Source organism: Streptomyces sp. NWU339 (assembly GCF_003143855.1).
Taxonomy (GTDB): Bacteria; Actinomycetota; Actinomycetes; order Streptomycetales; family Streptomycetaceae; genus Streptomyces.
Genome location: NZ_QFRK01000038.1, coordinates 39489 through 57024 on the forward strand (window position 1 = coordinate 39489; position 17536 = coordinate 57024).

A 17536-nucleotide genomic window follows, 5' to 3' on the forward strand; every position below is an offset into this window, starting at 1 on the left:
GGGCGCCATCACGACGGTGACGACCGCGCGGGCTGACGAGACAGCCATCGGCGTGCCGGAGATAGCGGACCCCTCGAAGGTGGCGCCCAGGGACGCGCGGGGGCGATGTCACACAGCCGCCGCTCACTGGCGCCGGTCTCCTGAGCGGCGAAGAGGCGGGCCGCGTGCTGTGGGGGCAGGGCGAGGGTGAGGTGACGGACGCGGGCGTCGTCGGTGGTGCCGGGCGCGACGGTGAAACCGAACCGGGCGCGGGTGTCGACGACCAGGCCGGTGCTGGTGGCGGCCTGCTTCCGGGCCTGGGCGCGGATGCGGGGCTGCCGGCGGGCGCGGACCGCGTCCTGAAGGCGTTGTGCGAGGTCGGCGCGGGGCCGGCGGATCTGGTCTTTGATGTACCGCTCGACGGTGCGCTGGGTGATGCCCAGGGCGTCGGCCACGGCTCGGGTTCCCTTGAGCTGCTTGACCAGGTAACGCATCTGCGCACCGGCCGACTTCGGTATGGGGCGGGTGAACGCCTGCTGTACGGCCCGCTCGAGGCCGTGCGAATCTGCACCGGAAGGACACGCCGCGACCTGCAGCAACTTCACGAGCCGTCACCGCAAAAACCGCACCCCGATGTCACCACCACCCCACACCGCACGGCGAACCTCCCAGCTCACCGCCCGGACACCAGCGCTGGAGGGCACTGGTGTCGCCATTACAGAAACCGGTGACATTGAGATGCAGATTCGCACCCCGGAGGACGACCACCAGCACACCCCTCTCGTCGTCTGCGACGCCCGGGACAGGTTGCGCTCCTCGGTCGCCCCGGAGGGTGACCGCCAGAGCGTCCGGGCCCTGTTGGCGTACTCCTGGTACACGTTGCGACCCTCGGTCGTCCCAGAGGGCGACCGCCAGAGAGACGATGGCGAGGCCGAGGCCCGCTTTTTTCGGCGTTGCGATCCTCGGTCACCCCGGAGGGCGACCGCCGCCCTGTCGGGAGGCGACGGTCATCCGGTCAGGGTGGTGAGCGAAACGCCCTCGGACAGGTCGGCCTGGTGGACGTCCACCTGGTAGTCGCTGAAGGCGCGGGCGGTGGCGTCGCCGGGTCCCTTGACGGTGACGCGGTTGAGGAGCTGGCAGGCGGGGGCCTTGCCGAACTTGTCGTCGTGGAGGGCCTCCTGGGCGTCGGTGCGGACTTCGCAATCCACACCGAAACCAGAGGCCCCCTCGCCCCGTTCGAGGACCATTCAAGGCGTGTCGTCTGTCACCAACGTCCCGGGACAGCACACCCAGACGCTCTCGGTATGCGCTGGTGATCAGTGGCCGAAGCCGCGGCCGACGCCCGCCTCCTCGCTTTGGTGCTGTCCTCCCCGCTCCGCCGCCCGGCCAGAGAACCGATGCCCCGCCCGCCCGGCAGGCATCGCGCCGGTGCGGCCGGTACACGCCGTGGCTGCACCGCCGACGACCGGCCATGCCCGAGCTTGACGGACTTCCGTGAAGTGAGCAATCCGCAGTCAGCCTTCAAGAGATGCTCACTGCCAGGAACTACGCCACAGGGGCGCAGTCCGCCCGCTGCCCCAGTCCGGTGTCAGGGTCACGCCCGCGCGGGGAGACCGCGGATCATGTCCGCCGCCTTTTCCGCGATCATGATCGTGGGTGCGTTGGTGTTACCCCGCACCACGGTGGGCATCACCGAGGCGTCCACCACCCGCAGGCCCCTCACGCCGTGCACGCTGAGCCGGGAGTCCACAACGGGGCCGATGGAGCAGCTGCCCGCCGGGTGGTAGAGGGTCTGCAACTCGCGCCGGGCGAAGTCGAGCAGGCCGACGTCGTCCGTGGAACGCGGTACGCGGAAGTCGGCGCGGCGGTGCTTGCGCAGGCCGGGCCGGTCGGCGATGTCAAGCAGTATCCGGAGGGCCCGGATCATCGTGGCGCGGTCCTCTTCGGTGGTCAGGTAGTTATGCAGGATGCGCGGTTTGGCACTGGGGAGCGCCGACCGCAGGGAGATCTTGCCCCGGCTCGTGGGGGCGAGCAGGACCGCGCCGACCATGAAGGCGTGGTCGGTCACGGGGCTGATGCCCTCCTCGTAGAACATCACCGGCGCGGCGTTCACCTGGATGTCGGGAGCGTCGAGTCCCTCGCGGGTGCGGTGGAAACCGCCGGCCTCGCCGACGTTGGAGGTGAGCGGGCCGCGGCCCTCGGTCTCCAGCAGGCGCGCGTTGTCCGGTGTCCCGGCGGTGAACAGCGACTCCGTGTCGGTGAGGTAGCACAGACCGACATGCGGATGATCCTGCAGATTCTCCCCCACTGGAAGATCGACGCGGGGCGTGATGCCGTGGGCCGCCAGCTCACCGGCCGGGCCGATACCGGAGAGCATGAGCAGGTGCGGCGAGTTGTAGGCGCCGGCCGACAGCACGACCTCCCCTTCGGCGTGCAGGCACAGCAGTTCGCCGTCCCGGTCCACCTCGACGCCGGTCGCACGCTCGCCGTCGAGCAGCACGCGGGTGCACTCAACACCGGTCAGCACCTCGAGGTTCGGCCGGGACAGGGCCGGCCGCAGATACGCGTCCGCCGTGCTGCAGCGCAGACCATCGCGCTGAGTGAGGTGGTAATAGCCGACGCCGTCCTGTTCGAGGCCGTTGAAATCGCTGGTGTAGGGGTGTCCGGCCTCCTGAGCGGCCGCCACGTATGCGTCCATCAAGGGATGCCGGGAACGACCCTCGCTCACCGTGAGCGGTCCGCCGGTGGAATGCCACGGGGACGCGGCTCCCGTGAAGTCCTCGGCGCAAAGGAAATACGGCAGGACATCCTGCCAGCTCCACCCGTCGGCGCCGGCCGCCGCCCAGGCGTCGTAGTCGCGGCGATTGCCGCGGATGTAGATCATCGCGTTCATCGACGAACAGCCGCCGAGCATCCGGCCGCGGGGCAGGTAGCGGCGGCGGCCGTCCAACCCGGGCTCGCACTCGCTGAGGTAATTCCAGTCGTACTTCGTCTGGAAGAGTTTGCTGAACGCGGCCGGAACGTGGATGTCCGGGGCATCGTCCACCGGGCCGGCCTCTATGAGAAGAACGCGCGTCCTCTCGTCCTCGGTCAGACGGCCGGCCAGCACGCACCCCGCCGACCCGGCACCCACGATGATGTAGTCGTACACCTGTCCCCCCTCGCCCGATGTGGCTGCTCGACTCCCTCAACTCAAGCCGCATCGGCGGGCGGACGACACCCTGCTGTCGGCCATTGTCGACGCCGTACTCCTGCGGTGTGGCTGTGCCACGGACCACCGATCGCAGCGCCGCCCGGTGACGCACTGGTCGCTGCGCATCAATCGGCTCCCTCGGCCTCGTGCAGGAAGACGATGGCCTCCACCAGGGCATGGGATCTTCCCAGTTGATCATGTGCCCGGCGTCCGGCACGGTGACCGGTCGCGCGCCCGGTATCCCTGCGGCCGGGCGCCGGAGTGGTTCGGCGGTGTGCTGCGATCAGCTGTGCCGACCGTGACGACGGTGGGCACCGTGATCTCGCCCAGGCGTGGGTAACGGTCCTCGCGGGCGAAGGCCCGCACGACCGGCAGGAGCAAAGTGTGAGCCTGGCGAAGGAAGACGTCGAGGAAGACGGTGATCATCGCTGGGGAGGGTCGCTTGCCGCACTGGAGTGCGCCGAAGAGGATTCCGTCGGTGCGGGTGCGTGCCAGCCGTTGGAGGATTGAGCTTGCTCCGCTTTGGCGGGCACCGTCGGTGTGGTGGTCAGGCCAGCAAGGCGGCCTCGTAGTCGGCGGGACTGCGGTAGCCGAGGCTACTGTGCAGCCGGTGCAAGTTGTACCAGCCCTCGATGACCCTGTTGCCCAATTGGGCGAAGTCGTCGTGATCATGCAGCATATGCCGTCCGGAGCCACGAGTGTGGGGAGCGGTGACTCACGGGCGTGCACGGGGCGTCCGGCCGTGGAACGGGGGTGGCGCAGTGTCCATGGGGACGGACTCGGGAGCGGAGGTCCCCGCCGGGACGCGGGACGTGGCTCGGGCGGCGTTCCCCAAGGGCTGCCTGGCGCTGAGGATCCGGGACAGTCTCGGTCCGTTGTTCCAGGACGAGGAGTTCAAGGCGGCTTTCGGAGTTCGGGGGCGTCCCGGTATCTCCCCTGACCGGCTGGCCTTGGTCAGCATCCTGCAGTTCGCCGAGAACCTGACCGATCGCCAGGCCGCGCACGCGGTGCGGGCCAGGATCGACGTGAAGTACCTGCTCGGGCTGGAGCTGACTGACCCCGGCTTCGACCACACGGTGCTGACCGGGTTCCGGGACCGACTGCTGGCGCACAGTCTGGAGGAGAGGATCTTGGACCTGCTCCTGGAACAGCTGGCCGGGATGGGCCTGGTCGCCTCCGGAGGGCGGCAGCGCACCGACTCCACGCTGCGCTTGCCGATAACCTCATCCGCCCTGGTCGGAGCCGGCGTGCGGGGTGTACGGGAGGTCGAGTGCGGCCGGTCGAGTCCGTGCCGTCGCGCGGCTGTCGATCAACGCGGCATGATGACCAACCGTGCTGCTGCGACCGGCCTACCTGGGCAGGGCGAACGCATTCGCCCTGCCGCGCCTGCTGTCGATGAGCGATCGGGACAAGGACATGGAGATCCTCGCCCTGCGCCACCAACTGTCGGTGCCGGAGCGCCCACTCGGCAAGGAGAAGGTGCGCTTCAGCCCGAGTGACCGGGCTTTGCCGGCGGCGCTGCCGTACCGGCTGCCGCGGGACGTGCCGCGCAGGCTGCGGCTGCCGGTGCGGCCGGACCCGGTGCTCCGTGGGCACCGCGACCCGGTCGCCCGCCGCCACGCCGCCCAGTCCAGGCCGAAGCGCCCGGGCCCGCACCGTGCGCTCCCTCCGCGCCGTGGTRCTGCGCCCGGCACGGGAGAATCCCACGTGGGGCTGCCGGCGCCTGCACGGCGAGCTGCCGGTGCCGGGCGTGACGGTCGCCGCCTCCCCGGTCTGGGAGATCCCGCGGGAGGCCGGGAGCGGCCCGGCGCCCGAGCGGACCTCCGGCACGTGGGCCGGCTTCCTGCGCCCCCCCGGCCGACGCGCTGCCGGCCTGCGACTTCTTCGAGACGGTCACCCTGACCGGGGCACGCCGGTACGTGTTCGCCGTGCTCGAGCAGGCCGGCCGGCGGATCCGGATCCTGGGCGCGACCGCGCACCCGACGGCCTCGTGGGTGGCGCCGGCCACGAGGAGTCTCGTCATGGAACTGGGGGACGACGGCTGCCGGGCGCGGTTCCTGATCCGGGACCGGGACGGGAAGTTCCCCGCCCTGTCCGGCGCGGTCCTCGCCGATGCGGGGCTCGAGGTCGTGCCCGGCGGTGTCCGGATGCCGCGGATGAATGCGGTCATGGAACGCTGGGTGCAGACCTGCCGGCGCGAGCTGCTGGACCGGACCTTGATCTGGGATCAGCGGCATCTGCTCCACGCCCTGCGGGAATTCGAGCGTTTCCACCATGTGCACCGGCCCCATCGGGGCATCGCGAACGCCCGCCCGTTGAMCCCGTTGTCCGCGTCGATCGTCGATCCGGACCAGATCGCCTGCCTCGGGGTACGACGATGCGATCGCCTCGGCGGCCTTCTCCACGCGTACGGGCATGCCGCCTGACCTGCCCGGACGAGGATTTCGGCAAGGGCAGCGCTGCCGATCCCGGAGTGCCCGCTCGCGGCCGACAATCTGCACCGACGGGTGGGCGTACCTCTTGCGAACCTGCGCCGGACTGCCCCCGGCATCCTGCGCCGCGAGGACGGCTGCACGCATCTCACTGACGCGGCCAGGGCCCTGCGCGAGGTGCCGGAGATGCTTCTCGTCGGTCGGCCGAAAACTTATTACTGTAGATTATTGACCATGACGGCATGGCCGCCCTGGGGACGACTCTCCTGCTGACCGTTGCGGCGCACCGGCACCGAACTGGTGCCCGTCCGCCCGGCCACCTGCTGATCACTCACCAGCCGAACCGCCAGGCGACCTGCCAAGTCGTAAGGGAGCCTGGGGGGTGACTGACATCCATCGTCACCGAGGCGCCGACCGCCCCCGACTTCGCGGCGGGGATGGCGGCCGCGGCCACCAACAACTCCGACCTCGTCCACTGCACACCTGTCCATCTAGTAAAACTTCTGGTCGTAGGTTTAAGATGGTCTGGCCGACATGGCCGTCACCGTTTCTCTCGAGCGAGTTCGTTCCTAGGAGGACCTTTGTCCAACCACCAGCAGGTGCTCGGGACGCTGATCCGGTACTTCAAAGAGAACACGACGCACCTGGCGGACAGCGAGCTTCGGGTCCCGACGTCCCATTTCACCGACGACGAGCATGCGGCCCGGGAGCTGGCGCTGATGCGGACCGTCCCCGTGGTCGTCGCGCACCACTCAGAGCTGCCTGATCCGGGCAGCTTCGTCACCCGGGATGTCCTGGGCACTCCACTGCTGATCGTGCGTCAGCGCGATGGCAGCGTGGGCGCCAGCATCAACATCTGCAAGCACCGCGGTGGACGGGTCGAGGTTTGCGAGGCGGGAAAGAAGCGGGCCTTCACCTGCTCTTACCACGGCTGGACCTATGACCGTGACGGCTCTCTGCGGCACATCCCGTATGCCCAGTTCTTCGAGCCGCTGGACCGCCTCGAACACGGCCTGGCCCAGGTGCATACCGAGGAGCGACACGGCCTGGTGTGGGTCACGCTGGACCCTGGGGAGAAGCCGCAGACCGTGGCGGAGTACCTGGGCGCGGACATGGAGGAACGCTTCCGGGAGTTCAACTACGAGAAGTCGCTGCTGGTGCTGGACAAGCAGTTCACGGTCCCGGTGAACTGGAAGCTCGTTGTCGACGGTGCCGTGGACAGCCTGCACCCGAAGTTCCTGCACCCGTACGGCGTCGGAAAGCTGATCTCGACCAACACCTGCGTGGTGGAGTCCAGCGGCCTGCACATGCAGTCGTTCACCCCGCGGATGCGCCTGGAGAAGGCGGTCGAGGCCGGGGAGGAGGACCAGGTCGAGGGCTTCTACAAGCACGTCGGTTCGAGCATGTTCGTCTTCCCCAACGTCAACGCCGCGATCACCCCGCACCACATCGAGTTCTGGACGACGTGGCCATCGTCCCACTCGCCGTCGGAATGCACGATCCACATCCGGTTCCTCGCCGATCCCGACACCTACGACGAGAAGATGGCCGAGCGGATCGCGAAGAGCTGGGAGATCCTCGAGGAGGCCGCCACCAAGGAGGACTGGCCGATGGAGGAGACCATCCAGGCCAACGCCCTCGCGGTCAGCGGCGTGTACATCTACGGCCGCAACGAGGCCGGGCCGCAGCACCTGCACCGCCAGCTCGCGCGGAAGCTCGCCGAGTCCGAGGCAGGGCAGCCCGCATGAGCGCAGCCGCCAAGCTCCCGCTCGCCGGTCTACGAGTCGTGGAGCTCGCGGGCGAGCTCGCGGACTCCGGCACCCGGCTTCTCACCGACCTGGGCGCCGAGGTCGTGAAGGTCGAGCCGCCCGGGGGGGCGGCCGGGCGACGTCGCACGCCCATGGGTGACATCAGCCGGTGGGCGTGGCACCTGAACAACGCGAACAAGCTGGGTGTGGTGCTGGACGCCGCGGACGTTTGCGACATGACGAAGCTGCGCGACCTCGTCGATGCAGCAGACATCCTGGTCGACTGCTGGGGTCCGGGACGGCTCGCCGATGCGGGTCTAGAGCCCGGTCGACTGACCGCCGAGGTGCCGGGCCTGGTCGTGGTCCAGGTGAGCGCCTTTGGACAGACCGGTCCCTACCGCGACCTCCAGGCGACCGAGCACGTCCTATACGCGATGGGCGGCGTGTTGTCGCGGTCCGGGTTCCCGGGTGCCGAGCCGCTGCTGCCCCCGGTGGGTCTGGTCGAGGGGCACACCGGCGCGCACGTCGCCTGGGCCGCGCTGCTGGCGCACTACCAGGCCCGTCGAACGCACCGTGGTGAGTCCGTGGACGTCTCCGTCTACGAGGCCGTGGTGCACGGTCTCGACCCGGTCTTCGGGACCCAGGGATCCGCGGCCGCGGCGCGACCAGACACCTTCCCGCGTGGCCGGCCCGACTCGCGCAACTACTACCCGGTCTACCGCTGCGCCGACGGACACGTGCGTACCTGCCTGCTCTCCCGGCGGCAGTGGCGGGCGATGTTCGAGTGGTTGGGTTCGCCCGAGGAGTTCGCCGACCCGAAGTTCGACGCCATCCCGGCACGTTTCCACGCCGCCGAGCGACTCAATGCCGTGATCCAGGAGTTCTTCGACCGGCACACCCGCGCCGAGCTCGTCGAGGAGGGTGCGGAGCGAGGCATCCCGATCGCTGAGGTGCTCGATGTCGCCGACGTGCTCACCGTGCCGCACTTCGTCACCTCCGGCGTCCTCGCGGACGTCGAGATCGCGCCCGGGGTGACCGCACGGGCCCCCTCCGGCCAGGTACGCGTCGACGGCGTCCGCGCCGGGCACCGGTCCCGGTCCCCAGAGCTCGGTGAGCACGACGACGTGGTGCTCGGTGCCGACGACTTCTGGCCCCCGCGCGTGTTGCCGGCCGGACCGGAGCTCGCGGACGGCGATCGGCCCTTCGCGGGTCTGCGGGTGCTCGACCTCGGTGTCAACGTGTTCGGCGCCGAGCTCGGTCGCCAGTTCGCCGACAACGGCGCCGACGTCATCAAGGTGGAAAACGCCGCCTACCCGGACGGACTGCGGCAATCGCGACGAGAGGGCGCCTTCGCGGCGTCGTTCGCCTGGGGCAACCGCAACAAGCGCGGACTCGGTCTGAACCTGCGTAGCCCCCGGGGCGTCGAGATCTTCCGCTCGCTGGTAGCCACTGCGGACGTGGTCGTCGCCAACTTCAAGCCCGGCACACTGGCCGGCCTCGGCCTCACCCACGAGATTCTGGCCGAGATCAACCCGCGGATCGTCATCTGCGACGCGAGCGCGTTCGGCAACGTGGGGGAGTGGCGCAAGCGTCTCGGCTACGGCCCGCTGGTTCGTGCGTCGTGTGGTGTTTCGGCGCTCTGGGCCTACCCGGACGTCGAGTACGGCTCGGCCGACGGCTCGACCGTCTACCCCGACCACGTCGCCTCCCAGGTCGCTGCGGTCTCGGTGCTGGCTGGGCTGATCGCCCGGTTGGAGTCCGGCCGGGGCTGCCTCATCGAGCTCGCCCAGTCCGACGTCGCACTCACCCACCTCGGTGGCCACCTAGCCGCCGAGTCGCTGCAGCCAGGCTCGGTCGGCCCCGAGGGCAACATCGCGCTGGCCGAGGCGCCGTCGGGTGTCTTCCCGTGCGCCGGTGACGACGAGTGGTGCGTGGTCTCGGTGCGAGACGACGACGACTGGGCACGGCTGTGCCGGGTCGTGGGCCGGCCGGAACTCGCCGACCATCCCCTCCTCGGGAACGCGGCCGGTCGGCTCAGGAACCGGGCCGCGGCCGCCGGGGTGCTCACCCAGTGGCTGATCCGCCGCGACCGGGAGGAGTCGATCGCCGCTTTGCAGCAGGCCGGCGTCCCGGCTGGGCTGATGGCCCGCGGCCCCGACCAGCTCGACGATGCCCAGCTCACCGCCCGCGGTGCCTTCGCGGACCTCGAGCACCCCGCTCTGCCGATGACCCTGCGGGCCAACCTCCAGGTCGCGACGTACACATCGGTCCCAGTCGCCCCGCTGCTGCCGGCTCCGGTGCGGGGCGAACACACCCGGGAGATCGCGGCCTCGCTGCTCGGTCTGGCCGATCAGGAGGTCGAGGCCCTGGTGGCGGAGGGCATCCTGCAGCCCGAGTAGTGATGTCCGGACTCAGCGGGCCGCGGCTGCCACGGGGTTCCACCGCCCGGCGGCGGGCGCCCCTGCCGCGTCGGGGTAACAAGTCATCTCATTTGGTGAGTCGGCGGTAGCAGATGAGGGTGCAGGCGATACTGGTGAAGGCCAGGAAGTGGGTGGCTTTGCGTTCGTAGTGACGGTGGAGGCGTCGGCAGCCAGCGAGCCAGGCCATGGTGCGTTCGATGGTCCAGCGGTGCCGGCCCAGCCGCCGACTGGAGTCGGTTCCCTTACGTGTGATCCGGGGTGTGATGCGGCGGCCGCGCAACCATCGCCGCAGGTGGTTGTAGTCGTATCCCTTGTCGCCGTGGAGCTTGCCCGGTCTGCGGTGTCGTCGGCCGCGCCGGGAGCGGATCGGCGGTATGCCCTGCACGAGTGGGCTCAGAGGTGCTGTCACGTTGGCTGACCTTCGGGTTGGTCATGGTGGAGGGGGACCGTTCGTGGACAGCGCGTCGCCGTCGTACCAGGGTCATCGGTACCCGGCCGAGGTGATCTCCCACTGTGTGTGGCGGTACTTCCACTTCCCGCTGTCGTTCCGCGAGGTGGAGGAGCCGATGCCCGAGCGCGGTGTGATCGTCTCCTATGAGACGGTCCGCCGCTGGTGCGCCACGTCCGGCCAGGCCTACGCCGCCGGGCTGCGCCGCCGCCGACCCTGGCCCGGGGATACAGGGCACCTGGACGAGGTGTTCGTCAGGATCGATGGGGAGCTGACGTACCGGTGGCGGGCCGTCGACGCCGACGGCACCGTCCTGGACATCCTCGTGCAGGACCGGCGGGACACCGCTGCGGTCCGGCGGTTCTTCCGCCGCCTGCTGAAGAAGACGCGTGCGGTGCCGCGGGTGGTCGTCACCGACAAGCTGCGCTCCTACGGCGCCGCCCACCGTGAGGTCATGCCGTCGGTGGAGCACCGGCAGTCGAAGTACCTCAACAAGCGGGCGGAGAACAGCCACCAGCCCACCCGGCAGCGCGAACGCGTCATGAAGGGCTTCCGCTCCGTCGGCGCAGCCCAGCGCTTCCTGTCCGCGTTCAGCGGCATCTCACCGCACTTCCGCCCCCACCGCCACCTGATGACAGCCTCCGGCCACCGAGCCGAGATGACCGTCCGTTTCGCCCTCTGGGACCAGATCACCGGCGCTGCCAACCTGCCCACCACGGCCTGAGCACAGGTCCGGGCCGCGGGCTCACCACGCCCCGACGCGCCATCAGACAGTCACGCACCCAACAACGTGACTGTGAGGATGATCGGGTGCCGCTCCGGGCGGCGGCTTGACTCGCAACGTGACTGGCCGTGTGCCTTGGCATTGATCTGTCGGCTACCTGCTCGGTGCGGTGCGTGCTGCCGCCGGGCAGGGGACGTGTTCCGATAGGGGCCTTCGCGACAGGCACCGTCACAGTCTTGACCGCCCCGGCCCGGCGACGGCCACCAGCACCCAAGGCGATCAGGAGAAGGCGACCTTGCCCAGCATCACGCAATCCGCTGCCCCGTGTCACATCCCGGCCGACGCCGCTGAGGAGGTCCTGCTCGGCGTGGACACCCACAAGGACGTTCACGCCGCGGCCGTCATCACCATGCTCGGTGCCGCCCTGGACGGCCGGAGCTTCCCGGCGACCGCGCAGGGATACCGTCAACTCGTCGCCTGGGCCCGCTCGTTCAAAGTGGTGCGACGTGCCGGCGTCGAGTGCACCGGCTCCTACGGGGCGGCCTTGGCCCGCCACCTGCACGCCGAGGGAATCGAGGTCACGGAGGTCAACCAGCCGGACAAGGCCGCCCGCCGGCGCCACGGCAAGACCGACGCCGTCGACGCCGAGGCCGCCGCCCGCGCCGTGCTGTCCGGGCGCGCCACCACCACGGCCAAGACGAGCGACGGCCCGGTGGAGATGCTGCGGCTGTCCAAACTCGCCAAGGGATCCGCGATCAAGTCCCGCACCCAGGCCATCAACCAGCTCAAGAGCGTCCTGGTCTGCGCCGACTCCGCCCTGCGCGAGGCCCTGGCCGGCCTGACCAACCCGCACCTGATCAAGCGGTGCGCCGCACTGGAAGCTCTGGACGCGACCGGGCCTGCTACAGCTGCCCGGCACCTCCTGCGTCTGCCGGCCCGCCGAATCCAGCACCTGACCGAAGAGATCGACGACCTGAACCAGCGGATGGCCGAGGCCGTCAAGGCGAGTTCGCCCGGTCTGCTCGACGTCTACGGCGTCGGCCCGGACAGCGCAGCAGCCCTGCTCATCGCCACAGGTGACAACCCCGAACGCCTCACCGGTGAGGCGTCCTTCGCCGCCCTGTGCGGCACCAGCCCGGTCGAAGCATCCTCCGGCAAGACCCGGCGCCGCAGACTCAACCGCGGCGGCGACCGCCAGGCCAACGCCGCCCTCTACCGGATCGTCCTCAGCCGCCTGCGCTGGGACGACCGCACCCGGAACTACCTGCAGCGACGCCTTGCCGAGGGCAAGACGCGCCGAGAAGTCATCCGCTGCCTCAAGCGCTACATCGCACGGGAGGTCTACCGGCTCATCGCCACTCCGAGCCCCGCAGCCAGCCGCGCGCGTGCCGCAACCGCTACTTGACATCCATAGGGGCATCAACGCCGTGTCGCCTGCCGCTGTCGAGCGCGACCCTGGACATGGTCGCGGGCCTGGTCCGCGCCCACCTGAAGAAGATCGGTTCGCGGTGGCGCAAGCTCCCGCCGGGCCGCATCGCCCTGATCGTTCTCGCCGTGCTCCGTCATGACCAGCGACTCGCGGACATAGCCGGCGCCTACCAGGTCTCCGTCTCGACCGTGCGCCGCTGGCTGCTGGAGGTGATCCACCTGCTGGCCACCCGCGCCGAACGGCTGGACCGCGCACTGAAGAAGATCGTCAAACGGGGCGGGGCTGTCGTGCTGATCGACGGCACGCTGATACTCACCCGGCGCCGCACCGGCGCCGACGACCACCCCAACTGCTCCGGCAAACGCAAGATGCACGGCCTGCACGTCCTTGCCCTCACCGACGAGAAGGGCAACCTGATCTGGGTCTCGGCCGCCCGCCGCGGCCGCACCCACGACGTCACCGCTGCCCGGCACGACCACCTCACCACCCGCCTGCGCGAAGCCGGCCTTGGCGCCATCGCCGACCTCGGCCTGGACGACGACCCGGACAACCCGGTGATCATCACCGGCTACCGCGCCGCTCGCGGCCGGCGCCTGACCGCCGCGCAGAAAGAGGCGAACAGGCTCGTCGCCCGCGAACGCGCCGCGAATCAACACGGCTTTGCCGACCTGAAGAACTGGCGGATCCTCACCAAGCTCCGTCTGGCCGCTCGTCACGCCACCGTACTGCTGCGGGACCTGCTCGTCCTCACCCGTGCCGAAGTCTCCCGGTGACAGATGATCACCTGCTACCAATCACGCCACCGACCAGTACGAGAACTCCCGCTACCGGTCACACCAGCCCCGTGACCAGCAACTTCAGGATGAAACGTTCTCAGTGAGTAATCGCCGGACTTTTGAGGGACTTGTGGCAGGGCAGCCCCGGCATTTCGGGGCCGTCCTGCCTGCCTGTCACGAGCTGGACGGAGACAGCGCAATCGCGTCGGAAGGCGTGCGCGTGAACTGCTCCCGTAGGACCGGCTTGGCGAGCTTGCCCGAGAAGGTGCGGGGGAGCGGTTGCGCCAGGGCGACCGCGTGCTTGGGCTGCTTGTAGCGGGCGAGGGAGGCTTGTGCGGTCGATGTGAGGCGGCGGGCGACGACCGACGGGTCCTGGTCGGTATGGAAGACGATCATCGGGACCTCGCCCCACCTGTCGTCCGCCACGCCGATGACGGCAAGATCCACCACCCCCTCCACGGAGCTGAGAACCTTCTCGATCTCGGCGGGGTAGATGTTCAGGCCTCCGGAGATGACTACGTCCTTCCTCCGGTCGACAACCTTGAGGAAGCCGCCGTCGTCCTGCAGGCCCAGGTCGCCGGTGCGCAGCCATCCGTCGACGAGGGTTTCGGCGGTCTCCTGGGGCCGGTTCCAGTAGCCGTGCATGGTGTGCGAGCCGCGGACCAGAATCTCCCCGACCTCGCCGGCCGGGACCGTCTTGCCTTCGGAATCGGCGATGCGGATGGCGGTGCCCACGAGCGGTAGCCCGGCGAAACCGGGACGCGTGAGCGCATCCTCGTACCGCATGGTGGAGACCAGTCCCGATGCCTCGGTCAGCCCATAGACCTGCGTCACCGGGATACCGCGTGCCTGGTAGACCTTGAGTAGCTCCGGATTCACCGGGGCGCCGCCCGCTCCTGCGAACTTGAAGTCGGCCAGCCTGCGCCGTCCGAAGCCGGGCAGCGCCGCCATGCGCTCCCAGACCACCGGGACCGTCGTCGTCGCCGTGACCTGGTGCCGCTCCAATGCGTCGAGGCAGCGCTCGGCGTCGAAGTCGCCGGGCAGCACCATCGTCGCGCCTGGGTACACCACCAGTTGCATGAAGACCGAGATGACTGAGCCCGTGTAGACCAGAGGCGCGGCCAGCAATACGCGGTCGCGCCACGAGATTCCGTGGGTGATCACTTGGGCCTGGCCGGGGGCCAGTACAGAGCGGTGCGTCAGCAGCGCGCCCTTTTGCACTCCCGTGGTGCCGGAGGTGTAGCAGATGAACGCGCCGTCGTCCTCGTCGACCTCGGTGATCGGCACCGTCCCGGACTCCGCCATGAGCAGGTTGTATCCCGGCAGGTCGGACGAGTCGGTGGCGAAGATCTCAAAGCCGAGCGCCTTGTGCCCTGGCTCCAGCAGGGGGGCGAGTTCGCCCTCGGTCACCACGACGCGGGGGTCGGCGTCCTGGAGGAGGGGAGCGAGCTCCGAGGCCAGCAGCCGGAAGTTAAGCGGAACGCTGATCGCGCCCAGCTTCAGAGTGGCCAGGATGACATGGGCGAGCTCCGGGCGGTTGCGCATGAGCACGCCCACCCGGTCGCCCTTGCGGACCCCGCGAGCCGCCAGGCCACGGGCGAGGGCGTCGGAGACCGCGTCGAGTTCTGCCCAGCTCTGTACGTCGTCACCGAAGATGATCGCCGCGTGGTCGGGACGACTTTTCCCCCAGTAGCGAACGAGATCATTGATGTTCATGCCAGCTTCCCATGTCCCTTGTTCGGTTGCTGTTTTCATGCGCAAGACGGCAGAGCGCGGTGTTGATCCGTCAGCCCCCGGCTGACCGCGCCGAGCCTGTGGTTCGCCCTGATGAGCGGAAGCTGCTCGGAAGAGGCACGGGTGACCGACGGATACGGGATGCCGGGCCGTGTTCTCTGTTGGCTGTGTGACGCTCGTCAGGACGCGTCAGCGTTGCGTCCGGCAGCCTGTGAGGGTGCTCCCTTGAGGCCCAGCTCGGACAGGACCGCTTCGTCGTAGCCCGCCACGTCCCGCAGCACCTCCCACGTGTGCGCGCCGAGTTCCGGGGCGAGATCGGCTGCGAAGTCCTCTCCGGCGACACGGACCGGACTCACCATCAGCTCCAGCTCGCCCACGCCGTCGTAGGTGACCGTGTAGGTGTTCCGCCGGGCCTTGAAATGGGGATCCTGGATGAGCTCGTGGACGCTGTTCACCGGTCCGCCGGCGATGTCGTGCGTGAGGAAGAGCTCAGTCCACTCCTCGCGCGTGCGCTCCAGGAAGATGGTGCGCAGTTCGCGCCAGACCGTCTCGGCGCGCCGAGCGGATCCCTCGTCGACGGTGGTCAGGTCGATCTCCAGGAGGTCCGGACGGTCGACGGCATGGCAGAAGTTCCGCCAGAACTTCTCCACGTGGGCGCCGAACAGCATGGCGCCGCCGTCCTGTGTCCGGTACGCCTCCAACCGGGGCCAGTCGGGCAGCCGCCCGTCGGGCAGCCAGGCGGAGCGCTGCGTCGTCCGGCCCTCGTTGAGGGCCGCGTCGGTCTCGTCCGGAATCCAGCTGGCTGCCACGTCGATGCCGGCCACCTCGAGCCGTGTCCCTGCCCCGGTGCGGCGGGCGTGGAGAATCCCCGCGAGTATGCCCATCGCTCCGTAGGCGCCCAGTCCGTACATCGCGATCCCTGGTGTGGTCGAGCCCGCGATGCCCTTGTCCGGGGGCGTGCTCGGAGTCGCCACCTCGCGCAGGCCCGCGTAGGCGTCGAAGACAGGTCCGCCACTGCCCAGCCGCCGGTAGGGCCCGTCGCTGCCGAGGCCGGAGACCGTGCAGAAGACGAGCGCCGGGTTGGTCTCCTTCAGTACGTCGTATCCCAGGCCCAGCCATTCGAGATAGCCGGCACGTGTTCCCTCGATCACCGCGTCGCTGACCTTGGCCAGCTCCAGGAAAGCAGCCTTGCCTGCGTCGCTCCGCAAATCGAGCGCCACGCTCTTCTTGCCGCGGTTCCAGCGCAGGTGCATGAAGGCCGGACCGTCGGGTCCGCCCACCGCCAGGGAGCCACCGGTGCGCACGGGATCGCCCACAGGCCCGGTTTCGACCTTGATCACCTCGGCGCCGAGATCAGCAAGATGGCCACCGACAGACGAGGGCGCCAGGTGGGCGACCTCCAGGATGCGCATCCCTGCCAACAACGAGTAGCCGCTCATGGGAACCTCCGGGTCGTGATCCGAGTCATTGTGTTTCCCACGCACAGCGCTGGCCCTGATTTCTGGTGAGGTGTGCAGGGGAGAGCCGGACGCCCACGGCATGCTGTCCGGTGCGTCACGGGGGGCTGGGTTGCAAAGCGTTCGAGAGGGCGGAAGCACGGGATGTGGCGTCCACCGCAGCGCCGTAAACCTAATGGCATTCGCCAAGTCGGGCAAGGCCTTGCGGGCGCCCGGCCGCGCCCCGTCGGTCCCGGCCCTTGTGGTCGGCTGGTCGACTGTGTGGAGTTTCTGGGGAATCGCCTGGCGACGGCCATCCCGTGCTCACGAGGAGAGGTCCGGGGTCTTAACCGGTATTAACCGACAGCAATAAGTTTAAGGCGCTTGTCTTCTGCGGGTCCCTGTCACAGGCTTATCGGTCCGGCGGGCATGGTCGGGGTGCTGTCACGTTGGCTGACCGGGTGGGATGACCTTCGGGTTGGTCATGGTGGAGGGGGACCGTTCGTGGACAGCGCGTCGCCGTCGTACCAGGGTCATCGGTACCCGGCCGAGGTGATCTCCCACTGTGTGTGGCGGTACTTCCACTTCCCGCTGTCGTTCCGCGAGGCCGAGGAGCCGATGCCCGAGCGCGGTGTGATCGTCTCCTATGAGACGGTCCGCCGCTGGTGCGCCACGTCCGGCCAGGCCTACGCCGCCGGGCTGCGCCGCCGCCGACCCTGGCCCGGGGATACAGGGCACCTGGACGAGGTGTTCGTCAGGATCGATGGGGAGCTGACGTACCGGTGGCGGGCCGTCGACGCCGACGGCACCGTCCTGGACATCCTCGTGCAGGACCGGCGGGACACCGCTGCGGTCCGGCGGTTCTTCCGCCGCCTGCTGAAGAAGACGCGTGCGGTGCCGCGGGTGGTCGTCACCGACAAGCTGCGCTCCTACGGCGCCGCCCACCGTGAGGTCATGCCGTCGGTGGAGCACCGGCAGTCGAAGTACCTCAACAAGCGGGCGGAGAACAGCCACCAGCCCACCCGGCAGCGCGAACGCGTCATGAAGGGCTTCCGCTCCGTCGGCGCAGCCCAGCGCTTCCTGTCCGCGTTCAGCGGCATCTCACCGCACTTCCGCCCCCACCGCCACCTGATGACAGCCTCCGGCCACCGAGCCGAGATGACCGTCCGTTTCGCCCTCTGGGACCAGATCACCGGCGCTGCCAACCTGCCCACCAC

Annotated in this window: 16 protein-coding genes and 1 pseudogene; 9 read left to right on the forward strand and 8 right to left on the reverse strand. The window is 69.3% G+C overall.

What is annotated here, in order from left to right:
- Nucleotides 1-8 precede the first annotated feature (8 nt).
- The 5 genes from DIZ27_RS32355 to DIZ27_RS47630 form a co-directional block, all read right to left on the reverse strand.
- Entirely contained in the window at nt 9-584 is a 576-nt protein-coding gene (locus tag DIZ27_RS32355; RefSeq protein WP_258308639.1) for an XRE family transcriptional regulator, read from the reverse strand.
- 402 nt (nt 585-986) lie between these two features.
- A complete protein-coding gene (locus DIZ27_RS32360) occupies nt 987-1187 on the reverse strand; it encodes a hypothetical protein (protein WP_181383786.1) in 201 nt (66 codons plus the stop codon).
- 386 nt (nt 1188-1573) lie between these two features.
- Nucleotides 1574-3130, reverse strand: coding sequence for a GMC family oxidoreductase (locus tag DIZ27_RS32365; RefSeq protein WP_109381980.1), 1557 nt, complete (start codon nt 3128-3130; stop codon nt 1574-1576).
- Between the two features lie 237 nt (nt 3131-3367).
- Nucleotides 3368-3598: a hypothetical protein gene (locus DIZ27_RS32370; RefSeq protein ID WP_109381981.1), complete on the reverse strand. Its 231-nt coding sequence runs from the start codon at nt 3596-3598 to the stop codon at nt 3368-3370.
- Nucleotides 3599-3719: 121 nt separating this feature from the next.
- A complete protein-coding gene (locus tag DIZ27_RS47630) occupies nt 3720-3851 on the reverse strand; it encodes a hypothetical protein (RefSeq protein ID WP_258308640.1) in 132 nt (43 codons plus the stop codon).
- A gap of 196 nt (nt 3852-4047) precedes the next feature.
- On the opposite strand from DIZ27_RS47630, the gene DIZ27_RS48890 reads away from it, so the two are divergent.
- From DIZ27_RS48890 to DIZ27_RS32395, 5 genes are all read left to right on the forward strand, one after another.
- Nucleotides 4048-4671, forward strand: coding sequence for a transposase (locus tag DIZ27_RS48890; protein WP_375232027.1), 624 nt, complete (start codon nt 4048-4050; stop codon nt 4669-4671).
- A gap of 429 nt (nt 4672-5100) precedes the next feature.
- Nucleotides 5101-5598 carry a transposase gene (locus DIZ27_RS48895; protein WP_258308641.1) on the forward strand — a complete coding sequence of 166 codons (498 nt, stop codon included), beginning with the start codon at nt 5101-5103 and terminating at the stop codon, nt 5596-5598.
- A 33-nt stretch (nt 5599-5631) separates the two neighbouring features.
- Nucleotides 5632-5877: a DUF2889 domain-containing protein gene (locus tag DIZ27_RS48900; RefSeq protein WP_375232028.1), complete on the forward strand. Its 246-nt coding sequence runs from the start codon at nt 5632-5634 to the stop codon at nt 5875-5877.
- A gap of 308 nt (nt 5878-6185) precedes the next feature.
- Nucleotides 6186-7352: an aromatic ring-hydroxylating dioxygenase subunit alpha gene (locus DIZ27_RS32390; protein ID WP_181383787.1), complete on the forward strand. Its 1167-nt coding sequence runs from the start codon at nt 6186-6188 to the stop codon at nt 7350-7352.
- Nucleotides 7349-9751 carry a CaiB/BaiF CoA-transferase family protein gene (locus tag DIZ27_RS32395; RefSeq protein ID WP_109381984.1) on the forward strand — a complete coding sequence of 801 codons (2403 nt, stop codon included), beginning with the start codon at nt 7349-7351 and terminating at the stop codon, nt 9749-9751. The genes DIZ27_RS32390 and DIZ27_RS32395 overlap by 4 nt, the downstream gene beginning before the upstream one ends.
- A gap of 88 nt (nt 9752-9839) precedes the next feature.
- Here the strand turns inward: DIZ27_RS32395 and DIZ27_RS32400 are convergent.
- Nucleotides 9840-10136 (reverse strand): annotated as a pseudogene (locus DIZ27_RS32400) (transposase); the annotation flags it as partial.
- Between the two features lie 88 nt (nt 10137-10224).
- On the opposite strand from DIZ27_RS32400, the gene DIZ27_RS32405 reads away from it, so the two are divergent.
- The 3 genes from DIZ27_RS32405 to DIZ27_RS32415 all read left to right on the forward strand — a co-directional run bounded on the left by DIZ27_RS32405 (nt 10225) and on the right by DIZ27_RS32415 (nt 13146).
- Nucleotides 10225-10944, forward strand: coding sequence for an IS6 family transposase (locus DIZ27_RS32405; protein ID WP_109381985.1), 720 nt, complete (start codon nt 10225-10227; stop codon nt 10942-10944).
- A 295-nt stretch (nt 10945-11239) separates the two neighbouring features.
- Nucleotides 11240-12349, forward strand: coding sequence for an IS110 family transposase (locus DIZ27_RS32410; RefSeq protein WP_109381986.1), 1110 nt, complete (start codon nt 11240-11242; stop codon nt 12347-12349).
- Between the two features lie 56 nt (nt 12350-12405).
- Nucleotides 12406-13146, forward strand: coding sequence for a transposase family protein (locus DIZ27_RS32415; RefSeq protein ID WP_258308642.1), 741 nt, complete (start codon nt 12406-12408; stop codon nt 13144-13146).
- A 177-nt stretch (nt 13147-13323) separates the two neighbouring features.
- On the opposite strand, the gene DIZ27_RS32420 is transcribed toward DIZ27_RS32415, so the two are convergent.
- Both DIZ27_RS32420 and DIZ27_RS32425 read right to left on the reverse strand, forming a co-directional pair.
- Nucleotides 13324-14865, reverse strand: a complete 1542-nt coding sequence (locus tag DIZ27_RS32420) for a class I adenylate-forming enzyme family protein (RefSeq protein ID WP_109381988.1) — start codon at nt 14863-14865, stop codon at nt 13324-13326.
- A gap of 197 nt (nt 14866-15062) precedes the next feature.
- Nucleotides 15063-16322 carry a CaiB/BaiF CoA-transferase family protein gene (locus DIZ27_RS32425; protein ID WP_109381989.1) on the reverse strand — a complete coding sequence of 420 codons (1260 nt, stop codon included), beginning with the start codon at nt 16320-16322 and terminating at the stop codon, nt 15063-15065.
- 501 nt (nt 16323-16823) lie between these two features.
- Here DIZ27_RS32425 and DIZ27_RS32430 point away from each other — a divergent pair.
- Nucleotides 16824-17536 (forward strand): IS6 family transposase (locus tag DIZ27_RS32430; protein WP_109381990.1); only part of this gene is annotated, 713 nt, incomplete at its 3' end.

Bases quoted from the DNA above. Each gene is read 5' to 3' on its own strand.
- DIZ27_RS32370 (WP_109381981.1), bottom strand. From the start codon at position 3,598: ATGATCACCGTCTTCCTCGACGTCTTCCTTCGCCAGGCTCACACTTTG.
- DIZ27_RS47630 (WP_258308640.1), bottom strand. From the start codon at position 3,851: ATGCTGCATGATCACGACGACTTCGCCCAATTGGGCAACAGGGTCATC.
- DIZ27_RS32395 (WP_109381984.1), top strand. From the start codon at position 7,349: ATGAGCGCAGCCGCCAAGCTCCCGCTCGCCGGTCTACGAGTCGTGGAG.
- DIZ27_RS32415 (WP_258308642.1), top strand. From the start codon at position 12,406: ATGGTCGCGGGCCTGGTCCGCGCCCACCTGAAGAAGATCGGTTCGCGG.
- DIZ27_RS32420 (WP_109381988.1), bottom strand. From the start codon at position 14,865: ATGAACATCAATGATCTCGTTCGCTACTGGGGGAAAAGTCGTCCCGAC.
- DIZ27_RS32425 (WP_109381989.1), bottom strand. From the start codon at position 16,322: ATGAGCGGCTACTCGTTGTTGGCAGGGATGCGCATCCTGGAGGTCGCC.